We start from the raw sequence: 13,823 nt of genomic DNA, 5'->3' as shown, positions 1-13,823 counted from the left end.
CTGTCTGTGTCCGCAGTGCCCGCAGTGTCCGCTGTGCCTGTTGGGGGCCCTGTTGTCGGCGGCGAGTGTATCCCCAGGCAGTTGATCTGACGATCTTTCGGCAGCGCGGGAAAGGCCGGGAACGGGGACGCACGAAGGGCCCGGTCCAATGGACCGGGCCCTTCATCTACCTGCGGTAGCGGAGGGATTTGAACCCTCGGTGACTTGCGCCACACTCGCTTTCGAGGCGAGCTCCTTCGGCCGCTCGGACACGCTACCGAGAGAGATCCTAGCCCACGATGGGCCGTGCTCGGAAATCCGTATGCGGCGGTCGGTCCGGGCGGGACGAGGGAGGCGGGAAGGGGGCGGTGGAGTGGTTCAGCGGCCGCGGAAGAACTCCGTGAGCAGCCGGGCGCACTCCTCGTCGAGCACGCCGGCGATCACCTCGGGCCGGTGGTTGAGCCGGCGGTCGCGGACGACGTCCCAGAGGGAGCCGGCCGCGCCCGCCTTCTCGTCCCGGGCGCCGTAGACGACCCGGTCCAGGCGGGACTGCACGATCGCGCCGGCGCACATCGTGCAGGGTTCGAGGGTGACGACGAGCGTGCAGCCGTTGAGCCGCCACTCCCCGGTCCTCGCGGCGGCCCGCCGGATCGCCAGCACCTCGGCGTGGGCGGTCGGGTCACCGGCCGCCTCACGCTCGTTGTGCCCGGTGGCGAGCACGGTCGTGCCGTCCGGGGCCAGCACCACGGCACCGACGGGTACGTCCTTGCCCCGGCCCGCGATTCCGGCCTCGTCCAGGGCGAGCCGCATCGCGGGCCGCCACCGGTCGCGTACGGGATCGACGGGTACGGAGCCGGCGGGCGCAGGGTCGACGGGTACAGGGTCGACAGGTACAGGGTCCTGTCCGGGATCCTGTTCTTGCGGTGGGGTCGACGGAGTCAGCGGACGGTCTCCAGGACCTCTGCCGCCCCGAGGACCTCGGCGATCTCGCCGAGTGCGTCGGTGCTGTCCAGGGCCAGCAACTCCTTCTCGCTCACACCGAGGTCGGTGAGGACCTCGCGGTCTCCGATGGGTCCGGACGGCACGGTCTCACCCTTGGAGGTGGTGCCGACGTCGTCCTCTTCGTCGTCGTCGGTCTCGTCCTCGGGTTCACCGTCCTCCGTACCGTCGAGGTCGAGGGAGTCCAGGTCGGCGACGTCGTCGTCGCCGGGCTCCCTTCCGAGCAGTTCGTCCGTGAGCAGGATCTCGCCGTACGAACTGCGGGCGGCGGCCGCGCCGTCCGAGACGTAGATGCGAGGGTCCTCCTCGCCGTCCACGCGGACGACTCCGAACCAAGCGTCCTCCTGCTCGATGAAGACGAGCACCGTGTCGTCGTCGACCGAGGCTTCGCGGGCCAGGTCGGCTAGATCCGACAGGGTCTCCACATCGTCGAGCTCTGTGTCGCTCGCTTCCCACCCGTCTTCGGTGCGCGCGAGCAGTGCGGCGAAGTACACCGTGACTCTCCCACTGGTCCTAGGCGTGCCGGTTGGGGATCCCCCCGGCGGAGGTTGCGGGCGGGGGGTACGTGCTCCGAGCCCCGCCCACTCGGAATCGTGGCAGAAACAGAGCGTTCAGGAGAGGTCTTCGGCTCGCTGTGTCCCGGTCGCGTCCTCGCGCCCGGTCGCGTGGCGCTCGCGTCACACCGCCGCACGGCCTCACCTGGGCGCCCGGCGCCCACCGACAGCGGGATCGTACGCCGCCGGGACCCGGCTTCGTACGCGGCTGTCCGGAGGCTGCCCGGCGGGTCGCGGCGCGGTGCCCCTACGGGCGTGCCGGGGGCGGGCCCGAGGGGCCCGGCACAGGGGCCGTCGAAAGGGCCTGCCGGAAGGGAATCGCCGGACAGACCCCTCGGACGGCGAGGGCGGCGGGAGCGGCTGCCGGGCGCACGGTCACCAGCGGAACGTGCGCATGCGCATGGCGTGGCGCAGCCGGGCCGTCTTCGCCCGCCGCGGCTGCACCCGGTCGCGCAGTTCGCGCGCTTCCGTGAGCTCGCGCAGGAACTGGGCCCGGCGCCTGCGGCGCTGGGCGTCGCTCTCCAGGTCTTCCCGGTTTCGTTGCTCCGGGTCCGGCATCGGCAACACCCCCAGTCGGTCCCTCCCACTTTCCCCCCGTCGGGCGGTTTGATGCCAGCGGAGGTTTGCGCGATGGCATCGGTGAAGCGTTCTCGACGGCATCGGCGAAGTGCTCCCGACCCCATCGGCGAGGGTTCTCGAACCGGATCGCGCACCGGACAGAGCACCGGACAGTGCAACCGGACCGTGCACCGGATCCGAACCGGGTGGTGACGGGCGACAGGCGGCCAGGACGGGCCCGGATACCCTGGTGGGCATGCGTCTCCTCGTCGTCGACCACCCCCTGGTCGCTCATAAGCTCACCACGCTGCGCGACCGCCGCACCGACTCCCCGACCTTCCGTCGGCTCGCCGACGAGCTGGTCACCCTGCTCGCCTACGAGGCCACGCGGGACGTACGCACCGAGCAGGTCGACATCGAGACCCCGGTGTCCGGCACCACGGGCGTCAAGCTGTCCTACCCGCGGCCTCTCGTCGTACCGATCCTGCGCGCCGGTCTCGGCATGCTCGACGGCATGGTGCGTCTCCTGCCGACCGCCGAGGTGGGTTTCCTCGGCATGATCCGCGACGAGGAGACGCTCCAGGCGTCCACGTACGCGACCCGTATGCCGGAGGACCTCTCCGGGCGCCAGGTGTACGTCCTGGACCCGATGCTCGCCACCGGCGGCACGCTCGTCGCGGCGATCCAGGAACTGATCAAGCGCGGTGCCGACGACGTGACGGCCGTGGTCCTGCTCGCCGCCCCCGAGGGCGTCGAGGTCATGGAGCGCGAGCTCGCGGGCGCCCCGGTCACGGTCGTGACCGCGTCGGTCGACGAGCGCCTGAACGAGAACGGCTACATCGTCCCGGGCCTGGGCGACGCGGGCGACCGTATGTACGGCACGGCCGAATAGCCGGACCCGATCGGCCGAGGACGCGAGGAGGCCGAGGACCCGCGGTCCTCAGCCTCGTCGGTCAGCAGTCCTGGGCGGCGGTGCCGTCAGCAGTCCTTCTTCGCCGAGGGCGCCGGTGCGGGCCTGGCCAGAGTGGTCAGGGCCTTGTCGGCGTCCTTCTTCGTCGTCAGGGCCTTGTAGCCCTTGCCGAGGATCAGGTCGACCTCCGCGGCCCTGGCCCGGGTGTCGGTCTTCAGCTCGGCACCGGTGAGCTGGGTCGCGAGGACGGGGAGGGCGGCGTCGGCGGCGGCCTTCGCGCCGAGCACGATGCCGGGCCCGTCGACCTTCTTGTCGTACGCCTTGGTCGCGTTGCCCACCGAGCCGATCTTGAAGCCGCGCTTCTTCAGCTCGTCCGCGGTGGCCTTGGCGAGGCCCTTGCGGGCCGTGGCGTTGAGGACGTTCACGGTGATCCGGCCCGGCTCGGGCACGGCCTTGACCGGGCTCGCGGAGGGCGAGGGCGACGTCCTGCAGCCCGGCGCCGTACCGGCCGCGGACGCCTTGTCGCCGCCGCCCGTGAAGACGTCGATGAGCTGCAGGGTTCCCCAGCCGGCCAGTCCGAGTGCGGCGACGGAGGCGACCACCGCGAGCACGATCCTGCGGCGCCCCCGGTTTCTGCGCATCCGTGGGTACTTGTCCCCCGTGATCCGGTACTGGCCGCCCATGCCAGGGGGAGTGAGCATGCTCATGGGCGCAGCGTAGTGCGCCGAAGCGGCGATGCCTACTAGATGATCATTGACCGGGGCTCAGTCCAACCCAAAAGGGCCAACCCGGGCAGGTGATGACCCGAGCAGGGGGTGGCCCGAGCAGTGGGTGACCCGGGCGTGGGATCCGGGCAGGGGTCGCCCTCGGGACGGCTCCGTGCACGCGTGAGCGACCCGCGGGGCACCGGGTCCCGGGCGACCCAGGGGGGAACCGGGTGAGGGAGGAGCTCAGTCCAGTTCGAGGACGCGGGCGTGGAGCACCTGGCGCTGCTGGAGCGCGGCGCGGACGGCGCGGTGCAGGCCGTCCTCCAGGTACAGATCGCCCTGCCACTTCACGACGTGTGCGAAGAGGTCGCCGTAGAACGTGGAGTCCTCGGCGAGCAGCGTTTCCAGGTCGAGCTGGCCCTTGGTCGTCACCAGCTGATCGAGGCGGACCGGGCGCGGCGCGACATCCGCCCACTGCCGGGTGCTTTCCCGGCCGTGGTCGGGGTACGGCCGTCCGTTTCCGATGCGCTTGAAGATCACACGGAAAGCCTACCGGCCAAGAGCTTCCGGGCGCAGCCATGGCGCCGGAGTGCGACGCTGGAAATGACGTCGTAAATATGGGCAAACCGGTAATTCTCCCGGATCACCCGTTCATGATCCTTTCGGAATCGGGTCCAGGACGGTCTCGGGGAAACCGGGAACAGGGGCCTTGAATGACTGACAGTGACCCGCAGCCGGCTCTGGAGATCGCCTCCGGGTACGCCTTCCCGGGACCCGCGCTCGATCTGGGCGCCCTCCTGTGGGACGGCCGGTGCCTGCCGGACGCGCAGATCCGGATCCCGCTGGGGATGCTCAACCGCCACGGGCTGGTGGCCGGAGCCACCGGCACCGGCAAGACCAAGACCCTGCAGCTCGTCGCCGAGCAGCTGTCGGCGCAGGGGGTGCCGGTGTTCCTTGCGGATGTGAAGGGTGACGTCTCCGGGATCTCGGCGCCGGGGCAGGAGAACGACAAGGTGCGGGCGCGGGCCTCGGAGGTCCGCCAGGAGTGGACGCCGGCCGGTTTCCCGTGCGAGTTCTACGCCCTCGGGGGCATGGGCCACGGCATCCCCGTACGCGCGACCGTCACGAGTTTCGGACCGGTCCTGCTGTCCAAGGTGCTCCGGCTCAACCAGACGCAGGAGCAGTCGCTCGGCCTGATCTTCCACTACGCCGACCGGAAGGGCCTGGAGCTGGTCGACCTGAAGGACCTGCGCGCGGTCGTCACCTTCCTGACCTCCGACGAGGGAAAGTCCGAGCTGAAGGGCATCGGCGGGCTCTCCACGACCACGGCCGGGGTGATCCTGCGCTCGCTGACCGCGTTCGAGGCGCAGGGGATGAGCCCGTTCTTCGGGGAGCCCGAGTTCGACACGAACGAGCTGCTGAAGGTGGCGCAGGACGGCCGGGGCACGGTCTCGGTCCTGGAACTGCCCGCGGTGCAGGACAAGCCGCAGCTCTTCTCCACGTTCCTGATGTGGCTGCTCGCCGACCTCTTCCACGACCTTCCGGAGGTCGGTGACGTCGACAAGCCGAAGCTCGTCTTCTTCTTCGACGAGGCGCATCTGCTCTTCGGCGACGCCTCCCGGGCCTTCCTGGACGCCATCACGCAGACCGTCCGGCTGATTCGCTCGAAAGGGGTCGGCATCTTCTTCGTCACGCAGACCCCGAAGGACGTACCCGGGGACGTCCTCGCCCAGCTGGGCAACCGTGTGCAGCACGCGCTGCGCGCCTTCACCCCCGACGACCAGAAGGCGCTCAAGGCCACGGTGAAGACCTTCCCCGACTCCCCTTACGACCTGGAGGAGGTCCTCACCGCACTGGGCACCGGGGAGGCCGTCGTCACCGTCCTCAGCGAGAAGGGCGCGCCGACACCCGTCGCGGCGACGCGGCTGCGGGCACCGGTGTCCCTGATGGGTCCGGTGGACCCGGCCGTCCTCGACCGGGCGGTCGAGCGGTCGCCGCTGTACGCGCGCTACGCCCAGGCGGTCGACCGCGAATCGGCGTACGAGAAGCTGACGGCGGCGGAGACGGCCGCTGCCACGGGGGCGGAGACGGCGTCGGGTCCGGCCGGGGCGGCGGGTGCGGGGGCGGAGGGCCGTGGGGAGTCCGCGGCGCAGGCTCCCGGTGCGGGTGGGGGCCGCGCCCGCAAGGCGGAGGGTGAGGCTGAGGAGAACCCCTCCGTCGTCCAGCAGGTCGTCGGCAGCGGTGTCTTCAAGTTGCTGGCCCGCAGCCTGGGTACGCAGATCGGGCGGGAGATCACCCGGTCGGTCTTCGGTACGGCCCGGCGCAGGCGGTAGCCGGCGTTCCCTGCCCCTGGCGGCGGGGGCGGAACAGCGGGGGCGGAACAAGCTTGGGCGGAACAATCCGCCCCACCCCCGCCCCACCTCTGCCCCCGCCGCCAGGACCGGCCGGTTCAGCCTCAGCCGTGGTCGCCGTCCGCCCGGCGGGGCGGGGTCTGCTGCTCGGAGGGCGGTTTCGGTGCGGCCTGACGATTTTCGGGGGACGGCTTCGGGGCGTTGCGGAGGGATTCGGCGCGTACCAGGGCGCGCAGGATCGCGTACGGGTCCATCGGCATGAAAAGGGTCCTCTCGTGCTGCTGGGGGGAGCGGTCCGGTCGGAGCCGGACTTCTCAGCAGCGGAGGACCATGCAGCGCTGGGCACGTGGGGAGGGGGCGTGGTGGAGCGCGGGGAGGGAGCGGGGCCGCGGGCGGGGGCGCCCGGCGGCGGGCCGGTGCGCTGGGCGCAGGGGTACGAGGGAACGGTGGCCCTGGCGGGCGGCCGGGCGGAGGGCGGTGTCCTGGGCGTCGTGGGGGAGTTCGGCACCGGACTCGGTGGAGACGGCGGCGGGCGGGGCCGTACGGACGCCTGAGTGCCCGCCCGCCGAACCGGCCGCGCACAGTGCGCACAGCGCACACAGCAGCACGGCGAGCGTCACGAGGAACCGCTGCCGGGCGGGCCGGCGCGGAGTACCCGGGACGAACCGGTCGGGGCTCATGAGAGGTCATGTCCCCGGTCGGGGTGCCCGGTGCATCGGCCGCACCCCGAGAACCGCTCGCTTGGCGTAGGCCTCCTCACGGAACGCGGGCGTCTGGGCGTCCGGGCTTCCGAGCGCGAGGCCTCCGAAACGCGGGGCGTTCGGGCGTCCGGGCTTCCGAGCCCCGGGTCTCCGGCCTCCGGGCCCGCGAAACACCGGCTGTCCGGGTCTCCGACCTCCCGGGCCGCGATACGCCGGGCGTCCGGGTCTCCGAGCCCCGGACCTCCGTAACGCCGGGCGTCCGGGTTTCCAGGCCCCGGGCCTCCGTAACGCCGGGCGTCCGGGCCTCTGAGCCCCGGGGTCCGGGTCTCCGGACCCCGGGACCCCGGGAGTCCGGGAGTCCGGGAGTCCGGGAGTCCGGGAGTCCGGGAGTCCGGGAGTCCGGGGGCCAGAGGCCCCGGCCCCCGCTCAGACCGTGTGCGGCACCGCTCGGGCCCGTGCGCGGATGCGGAATGCCGTGATGATCTCCGTGATGCCGAGGGCGAGCAGCCAGCAGCCGCCGACGACGGTGAGGACGGCCACCGACTCGAAGGGGGAGACGATCAGGACGACACCGGCGAGGAAACTGAGGATCCCGAGGAGGATCTGCCAGCCCCGGGCGGGCACGGAAGGGTCGGACGCGGCGGCCAGGGTGTGCGTGACTCCGCGGAACAGCCAGCCGATGCCGATCCACAGCGCGAGCAGCAGGATCGACTGCATCGCGCCGCGGAAGCAGAACAGGCCCAGCAGGATCGACAGCGCTCCGCTGATGAAGGCCATGACCCGCAGGGAGGTCGCCGTGTGCGTCCCGAAGGCGGAGGCCAGCTGGAGTACGCCGCTGAAGAGCAGGTAGAGCCCGAAGAGCACACCCGCCGCGAGCAGCGTCGCCTCCGGCCACACCAGCATCAGGACGCCGAGCACCAGCGCTGCGATCCCGGCGACCAGCACGGCCTGCCAGGCGGTGCGGGAGAGCAGGAAGAGGGGACCTTCGAGTCGGTCCGGGCCGTGGAGATCACCGGTCCGGCGCGGGTCACGGGTCGCGTGGACCCGACGGTCGTCGTATTCAGGCCCCCAGGGGCCGCCACTCGGTACCTCGGCCATGCCTCATGCTCAGCCGGAAAGCAGGCTCCCGCCACTCGGGCGCGGGCTCCGTCACTCGGGACGGCCGGCGGACCCGCCTCCGGATCCCGTACGGAGCCGAACGCCCGCCCCGCCCTGCTCGGCCGCGTCACCCGCCGGAGGCCTTCGCCGCCTTCGCCGCCGCCTTCATCTCCTGCTTGTGCGCGCGCACCTTCGTCAGTGACTCCGGGCCGGTGATGTCCGCGACCGAGCGGAAGGACTCGGCCTCGCCGTAGGCACCCGCGGCCGCGCGCCAGCCCGTCGGGCGCACGCCCAGCTGTTTGCCCAGCAGGGCGAGGAAGATCTGGGCCTTCTGGGCACCGAACCCGGGCAGCTCCTTGAGCCGCCGCAGAAGCTCCGCACCCGTCTCCGTGCCCGCCTCCGCGCCCTCCCAGACCTTCGCCGCGTCCCCTTCGTAGTGCTCCACGAGGTACTGGCACAGCTGCTGGATCCGCTTGGCCATCGAGCCCGGGTAGCGGTGCACGGCCGGTTTCGCGGACAGCAGGGCCGCGAAGGCCTCGGGCTCGTACGCCGCGATCTCGTGCGCGTCGAGATCGTCCCCGCCGAGCCGCCGCGTGATCGTGTACGGGCCCGCGAACGCCCATTCCATCGGGACCTGTTGGTCGAGCAGCATGCCGACGAGCGCGGCGAGCGGGCTGCGCCCGAGGAGTTCGTCGGCCTCGGGCTGCTGGGCGAGATGAAGGGTGACGTCCATGTCCCGATCATCGCGCGTGCGGGTTCAGGCCGCTCGCCAGTACCCCAGCGCGTTCACCCGCTGCTTCGGCAGGGCCAGTTCCTTGCGGAAGTACGCGGCCAGCGACCGGGTCGTGGCCGTGTCGCAGGCGATCCAGACGTAAGGGTCGGCGGTCCCCTTCAGCAGCTCCGGCACGGCCGCCCGCACCTGCGCCACCAGGTGCGCGCCCCGGTCGAGCCGGGGGACCGTACGCAGGTCGTGCCGGGCCGGGTCCACCCGCAGAGGCAGACCGTCCGTGCCCTTCGCTGAGCCGTCCACACCACTCCCGGCGGTCTCGAACCAGATCGTCGCGGGCGCCGGACCCACCGCGCCCAGCAGGGAGTTGAGGGCGGGGAGCGAGGCGGTGTCGGCGATGGCCAGCACATGGGAGGGGGCCGGGTCGGGCGCGGTGAAGCCCGTGCCCTGGATCGTGGCCTCGATCGTGTCCCCGGCCTTCGCGGACCGCGCCCAGTCGCTCGCGCACCCCTCGTGCAGCGCGAACTCCAGGCCGAAGGTGCCCGCGGCCGGATCGGGGTCCACGAGTGTGTACGCCCGCTGGTGCGGCTTGCCCGCGTTGTCGAACCACAGCCGCACCCACATCGTCGGGTGCGTCCCGGTCGCCGCGAGCATGCCGCCGTCGGAGAGACGCAGCCTGCGGTAGTGCTCGGTGACGTCCTCCGCGCCCAGGACCGTGAACGTGAAGTCCTTGCCCCGGAACAGTTTGAGGACCGCGCCCTCCCAGCCGTGCCCCTGCCCCTGCCCCATGGCGTTTTCACCCTTCGCGTACGATTCCGACACACCCTACTTAGGTGAGCCTAACCTAAATCCAGACCATCGTTCGAGAACAACAGTCGAGATCAACGTTCGAGCGACGTTCGAGAACACCGGTCGCGACCACAGTCGAGACCAAGAGGAGCCGCAGGATGACTGCCGAGATCTACCGCGATGCCTGGGGCGTCCCGCACCTGCGCGCGGACGACGTGCTCGAACTGGCCCGCGTCCAGGGCCGGGCCACCGCTCTCGACCGCGCCTGGCAGATCGAGGTCGAGCGGCACAGGGCACGCGGCACCTCGGCCGCGTTCCTCGGCGCGGACGCGCTCGGCTGGGACCGGTTCGCGAGACAGGCACTGCTCGACGACACGGCGAGACGGTGCTTCACGGCCCTGGAGAGACGGGACCCCGAGACGGCCGCCTGGGTCCGGGCGTACGTCGACGGGGTCAACCAGGGCCTGCCCGAAGGCGCCCGCCGCGCACCCGAGTTCGCGGTCGTCGGGCTCGCGCCCGGCCGGTGGGAACCGTGGACACCGCTGGGCGTCTGGCTGGCCGCGCACATCCTGTTCGCCGGGTTCCCCGCCAAGCTGTGGCGCGAGGAGGTCGTACGCCACCTCGGTCCGGACGCCGTGGGTCTGTTCGCCACCGACGGGCCCGGCACCTCCGGCAGCAACGGCTGGCTCGTCACCGGCGAGCGCACCGCCACCGGGCAGCCGGTCATCGCGGGCGACCCGCACCGGTACATCGAGGCGCCGGGGGTATACCAGCAAGTCCGCCTCTCCTGCCCGGAGTTCGACGTCGTGGGCCTCGCCGTACCGGGCGTCCCCGGCATCGCCCACTTCGGCCACACCGGCACGGTCGCCTGGGCGATCACCAACGCCATGGCCGACTACCAGGACCTGTACCGGGAGCGGCTCCGGCGGGCGCCCGGCGGCGGCCGACACGGAGGGGGCCAACCGGTCGAGGCCCTCGGCCCGGACGGGGAATGGCACCCCGCCACCCGTCACACGGAACTGATCGAAGTGGCCGGCGGCGACCCCGTCGAGATCGAGGTGATCGAGACCGACCGCGGCCCGGTCGTCATCGACGCCGACGCGGACGGTTGCGCCGATGTCGATGTCGATGCCGACGCCGACGACCGTGGGGACCGGACCGGCCCCATCAGCCTCCGCCACCCGCCCCGCGTCTGCGAGGACCTCGGCTTCGGCGCCCTCCTCCCCCTCCTGCGCGCCCGCCGGGTCGCCGACGTCGACCGCGCCCTCGACGACTGGGCCGAGCCCGTCAACGTCGTCCAGGCGGCCGACACCGAGGGCGGCCTCCTGCACCGCGTCGCGGGCCGGGTGCCGGTGCGGGACCCGCGGAACGGCACCCGGATCGTCCCGGCCTGGCAGCCCGGCCACGAATGGCACGGCTGGTACGCCCCCATGCCGCGCGGCACGGTCGACGACGGCATCGCGGTCATGGCCAACCAGCGGGGCCCCGCCACCCCCCTCGGCGTCGAGTTCGCGCCGCCGCACCGGGCCGACCGCCTGCGCGCACTCCTCGACGCGAGGAAGGACTGGAGGGCCGCCGACATGGCAGCCCTCCACATGGACACCCATCTCGCCTCAGCGGCCCCGCTGCTCAACCACCTCGCCGCCCTCGACGGCCTCAGCCCGGAAGCCGCCGCCCTGCGCGAGAAGCTCCGGCGCTGGGACCGTCACATGGCCGCCGACAGCACGGAGGCGGCCGTCTACGCGGCGATCCGCAGCGCCGTCGTACGCCGCCTCGCCGCCCACCCCGCACTGGCCCCGCTGACCGAACCCCCGCCGTACGCCGAGGTGTTCCGCCCCTGGCTCGCGCTCCTCCCCCGGGTCGCCTTCGCCCTCGAAAACCTCCTCAGCACGGAGAAGCTGTACGGGATCGACCGCGCCGAAGTCGTCAGGGCGGCCGTGGAGGAGGTCGCCGGGGACCCGCCGGAAGGGGTCTGGGGCGACACCCACCGCCTCGCTCCGTGGCGGGCGGTGCCGGACCCCGCGTACGACGGAAGTGAGCCGGGGCTCGCCGGCGATCATGACTGCGTGCTGTGCACCTCGGCCGTGCCGGGTCTCACCGACCGGGCCGCGCGAGGACCGGCGGCCCGCTACGTCTGGGACGTGGCACGGCGCGAGGACAGCCTCTGGGTGGTGCCGTTCGGCACCTCGGGCGTACCGGGCGCCCCGCACCACCGCGACCAGCTCCCCCTGTGGCTCGGCGGAGAACTCGCCCCCGTGATCACCGACTGGGACCAGCTCAGCAAGAGCGACGAGTACGCGAACCAGCACAACTACAAGTACGAGAACGAGAACGAGGGCAACGCATGACGTCGTACGCGACCTTCCGTGACCGCGCGGCCGTCCACGAGGAGGCCGTCGACGGTCTCGGCACCGTCCGCATCGTGCCCGTGGACGCCGAAGCCGACCTGGACGTGCTCCACCCCTGGGTGACGGCCGAACGCGCCCGGTTCTGGGGCATGGGCGGTTTCAGCAGGGAGCAGGTGCTGGAGACCTACCGGCACCTCGGCTCGCTCGACACGCACCACGCGTTCCTCGCCGTCCTGGACGGCGAACCGGCCGCGCTCTTCCAGACGTACGAACCGGAGGCCGACCGCGTCAGCGAGTGCTACGAGGTGGAGCCCGGCGACATCGGTGTCCACCTGCTGATCGGCCCGCCACCCGAGGGCACCGGCAGGTCCGGCCACAGCACCGCCCTGCTGACTGCCTTCACCACGTACGTCCTGCGCGTCCTCGACCGGCCGCGGGTCGTGGTCGAGCCCGACATCCGCAACGAGAAGGCGATCACCCGCCTGCTCCGTCAGGGCTTCGTGCTCGGCCCGCCGATCGTGCTGCCGGAGATCGACCTCCCGGAGGTGCACCTGCCGGAGAAGAAGGCCCGACTGGCCTTCCTCACAAGGGTGGACGCCGTCACGTAGATCGCATGTCGCATGCCGCATGCCGCACGCCGTGCGCGGCACGCCACGAGCCGCGGGCCGCGCGCCGGAGGACGCGTCGGCGACTCCCCGTGGGGCATGGTCGGGGGGTGGCCGATGACATCACTCCCGAAGCCCTAGCCGCTCACTACGGACTGGAGCCCATCCCCAAGGAGGGCGGTCTCTTCCGCCGTACCTGGGCGGGCCCCGAACTCCCCGACGGACGGCCCGAGGGGACCGCGATAGTGGCCCTCCTGACCTCGCGGCCCGGCGACTTCTCCGCCCTGCACCGCCTTCCGGCCGACGAGACCTGGCACTTCTATCTGGGGGACCCGCTGGAGTTGCTGCTCCTCGCCCCCGACGGCACGTCCCGTACGGTCCTGCTCGGCCCGGACGTCCTCGGCGGCCAGCACGTCCAGTTCACCGTGCCCGCGCTCAGCTGGATGGGCGCGCGGGTCGCGGGGGACGGCGCCTGGTCGTTCTTCGGCTGCACGATGGCGCCCGGCTTCACCTACGAGGGGTACGAGCACGGCAACGGCCCCGAACTCGCCGCCCGCTACCCGGCGGAGGCGGCGCGGATCACCGCGCTGAGCCGGCCGTGACGGGCGCGTCCGGTCACGCCGACGGCCTGCTCGACGGCCAGGTGGCGCTGGTCACCGGGGCCGGGGGCGGCATCGGGCGGGGGATCGCGCTGCGGTTCGCGGCGGCGGGCGCGGCCGTGGCCGTCCACTTCCGTACGAACGCGGAGGCGGCGGGCGAGGTCGTCGCCCTCATCACGGGCTCGGGCGGCCGCGCGGTGGCCCTGCGGGCCGACCTGACCGTGGAGTCCGAGTGCCGCCGGGTGGTGCGCGAGGCCGCGGACTGGGGAGGCGGGCTGCTGACGGCCCTGGTCAACAACGCGGGCGTACAACCGGTCCAGGAACTGCCCGGCATGACGGTGGCGGACTGGCGCGCGGTGGTCGACGCCAACGTGTCGAGCGTGTTCGCGTGCACGCAGGCCGCCGCCGAACTGATGCGGGCCGAGAGTGACGGGAGTGACGGGAGTGACGGGAGTGAGGCGAACGAGGGGAGTGAGGGGAGCGGCGAACCCGGTGGACGTGTGCGCAGCATCACCCACATCGCGTCCATCGAGGCCACGCACCCCGCCCCGCACCACGCGCACTACTCCGCGTCGAAGGCCGCCGTCGTCATGCACGCCCGCTCGGCGGCCCTGGAGTACGGTCCCTACGGAATCCGCGTGAACACCGTCTCCCCGGGGCTGATCGACCGCGAAGGCCTCGCGCAGGCGTGGCCGGAGGGCGTACGGCGCTGGCGACAGGCGGTCCCCACCGGGAGGCTGGGGCGTCCGGAGGACGTGGGCGACGCCTGTGTGTTCCTCGCCTCGCCGATGGCCTCCTGGATCACCGGGCACGACCTGGTCGTGGACGGAGGGGTCTCGGCACGGCCGACGTGGTGAGCCGCGGGGCGACGACCGTGTTGAACAACGTGCCGCGTACA

Annotated in this window: 16 protein-coding genes and 1 tRNA gene; 7 read left to right on the top strand and 10 right to left on the bottom strand. The window is 72.3% G+C overall.

The features are described from left to right. Positions 1-173: 173 nt before the first annotated feature. The 4 genes from OHS59_RS22150 to OHS59_RS22135 all read right to left on the bottom strand — a co-directional run bounded on the left by OHS59_RS22150 (position 174) and on the right by OHS59_RS22135 (position 2,090). Positions 174-258: transfer RNA gene (locus tag OHS59_RS22150), tRNA-Ser, on the bottom strand. A 99-nt stretch (positions 259-357) separates the two neighbouring features. Continuing rightward, positions 358-789, bottom strand: coding sequence for a tRNA adenosine(34) deaminase TadA (tadA, locus tag OHS59_RS22145; protein WP_328495144.1), 432 nt, complete (start codon positions 787-789; stop codon positions 358-360). A gap of 128 nt (positions 790-917) precedes the next feature. Next, the gene (locus tag OHS59_RS22140) at positions 918-1,472 is read right to left on the bottom strand and encodes a tRNA adenosine deaminase-associated protein (protein ID WP_107020535.1); all 555 of its coding nucleotides are present in this window, start codon (positions 1,470-1,472) and stop codon (positions 918-920) included. Between the two features lie 435 nt (positions 1,473-1,907). After that, positions 1,908-2,090, bottom strand: a complete 183-nt coding sequence (locus OHS59_RS22135) for a hypothetical protein (protein ID WP_328495143.1) — start codon at positions 2,088-2,090, stop codon at positions 1,908-1,910. A 256-nt stretch (positions 2,091-2,346) separates the two neighbouring features. Between OHS59_RS22135 and upp the strand changes: the two genes are divergently transcribed. After that, positions 2,347-2,982, top strand: coding sequence for a uracil phosphoribosyltransferase (gene upp, locus OHS59_RS22130; protein WP_328495142.1), 636 nt, complete (start codon positions 2,347-2,349; stop codon positions 2,980-2,982). A gap of 86 nt (positions 2,983-3,068) precedes the next feature. Here the strand turns inward: upp and OHS59_RS22125 are convergent, their stop codons facing one another. Together OHS59_RS22125 and OHS59_RS22120 are read right to left on the bottom strand one after the other, a co-directional pair. Next, a complete protein-coding gene (locus tag OHS59_RS22125) occupies positions 3,069-3,683 on the bottom strand; it encodes a LytR C-terminal domain-containing protein (RefSeq protein WP_328499306.1) in 615 nt (204 codons plus the stop codon). Between the two features lie 267 nt (positions 3,684-3,950). After that, a complete protein-coding gene (locus OHS59_RS22120) occupies positions 3,951-4,247 on the bottom strand; it encodes a type II toxin-antitoxin system VapB family antitoxin (protein ID WP_003999914.1) in 297 nt (98 codons plus the stop codon). Positions 4,248-4,420: 173 nt separating this feature from the next. On the opposite strand from OHS59_RS22120, the gene OHS59_RS22115 reads away from it, so the two are divergent. Further along, entirely contained in the window at positions 4,421-6,040 is a 1,620-nt protein-coding gene (locus OHS59_RS22115) for a helicase HerA-like domain-containing protein (RefSeq protein ID WP_328495141.1), read from the top strand. A 122-nt stretch (positions 6,041-6,162) separates the two neighbouring features. Here OHS59_RS22115 and OHS59_RS22110 read toward each other — a convergent pair whose 3' ends face one another. Beyond that, positions 6,163-6,318 (bottom strand): hypothetical protein, encoded by a 156-nt coding sequence (locus OHS59_RS22110; RefSeq protein ID WP_328495140.1) that lies wholly within the window; start codon positions 6,316-6,318, stop codon positions 6,163-6,165. Between the two features lie 99 nt (positions 6,319-6,417). On the opposite strand from OHS59_RS22110, the gene OHS59_RS22105 reads away from it, so the two are divergent. Beyond that, positions 6,418-6,612, top strand: a complete 195-nt coding sequence (locus tag OHS59_RS22105) for a hypothetical protein (protein WP_328495139.1) — start codon at positions 6,418-6,420, stop codon at positions 6,610-6,612. Positions 6,613-7,185: 573 nt separating this feature from the next. On the opposite strand, the gene OHS59_RS22100 is transcribed toward OHS59_RS22105, so the two are convergent. The 3 genes from OHS59_RS22100 to OHS59_RS22090 form a co-directional block, all read right to left on the bottom strand. Beyond that, positions 7,186-7,857 (bottom strand): HdeD family acid-resistance protein, encoded by a 672-nt coding sequence (locus tag OHS59_RS22100; RefSeq protein ID WP_328495138.1) that lies wholly within the window; start codon positions 7,855-7,857, stop codon positions 7,186-7,188. 127 nt (positions 7,858-7,984) lie between these two features. Continuing rightward, on the bottom strand, positions 7,985-8,590 hold the full coding sequence (locus tag OHS59_RS22095) for an HhH-GPD-type base excision DNA repair protein (RefSeq protein WP_328495137.1): 606 nt from the start codon (positions 8,588-8,590) through the stop codon (positions 7,985-7,987). 24 nt (positions 8,591-8,614) lie between these two features. Continuing rightward, entirely contained in the window at positions 8,615-9,373 is a 759-nt protein-coding gene (locus OHS59_RS22090) for a siderophore-interacting protein (protein WP_328495136.1), read from the bottom strand. A gap of 158 nt (positions 9,374-9,531) precedes the next feature. Here OHS59_RS22090 and OHS59_RS22085 point away from each other — a divergent pair, with 158 nt between their 5' ends. The 4 genes from OHS59_RS22085 to OHS59_RS22070 all read left to right on the top strand — a co-directional run bounded on the left by OHS59_RS22085 (position 9,532) and on the right by OHS59_RS22070 (position 13,782). After that, complete coding sequence (locus OHS59_RS22085; RefSeq protein WP_328495135.1) at positions 9,532-11,721, top strand: penicillin acylase family protein; 2,190 nt, start codon at positions 9,532-9,534, stop codon at positions 11,719-11,721. Beyond that, positions 11,718-12,329 (top strand): GNAT family N-acetyltransferase, encoded by a 612-nt coding sequence (locus tag OHS59_RS22080; RefSeq protein WP_328495134.1) that lies wholly within the window; start codon positions 11,718-11,720, stop codon positions 12,327-12,329. The genes OHS59_RS22085 and OHS59_RS22080 overlap by 4 nt, the downstream gene beginning before the upstream one ends. 119 nt (positions 12,330-12,448) lie before the next feature. Next, positions 12,449-12,928 carry a cupin domain-containing protein gene (locus OHS59_RS22075; RefSeq protein WP_328499305.1) on the top strand — a complete coding sequence of 160 codons (480 nt, stop codon included), beginning with the start codon at positions 12,449-12,451 and terminating at the stop codon, positions 12,926-12,928. After that, positions 12,925-13,782: an SDR family NAD(P)-dependent oxidoreductase gene (locus OHS59_RS22070; RefSeq protein ID WP_328495133.1), complete on the top strand. Its 858-nt coding sequence runs from the start codon at positions 12,925-12,927 to the stop codon at positions 13,780-13,782. Before OHS59_RS22075 ends, OHS59_RS22070 begins: the two co-directional genes overlap by 4 nt. The last annotated feature ends 41 nt before the right edge of the window (positions 13,783-13,823 follow it).

Source organism: Streptomyces sp. NBC_00414, assembly GCF_036038375.1.
Lineage (GTDB): Bacteria > Actinomycetota > Actinomycetes > Streptomycetales > Streptomycetaceae > Streptomyces.
The sequence above is the reverse complement of the archived record's forward strand: the minus strand, read 5'-3'. Positions and strand labels throughout refer to the sequence as shown.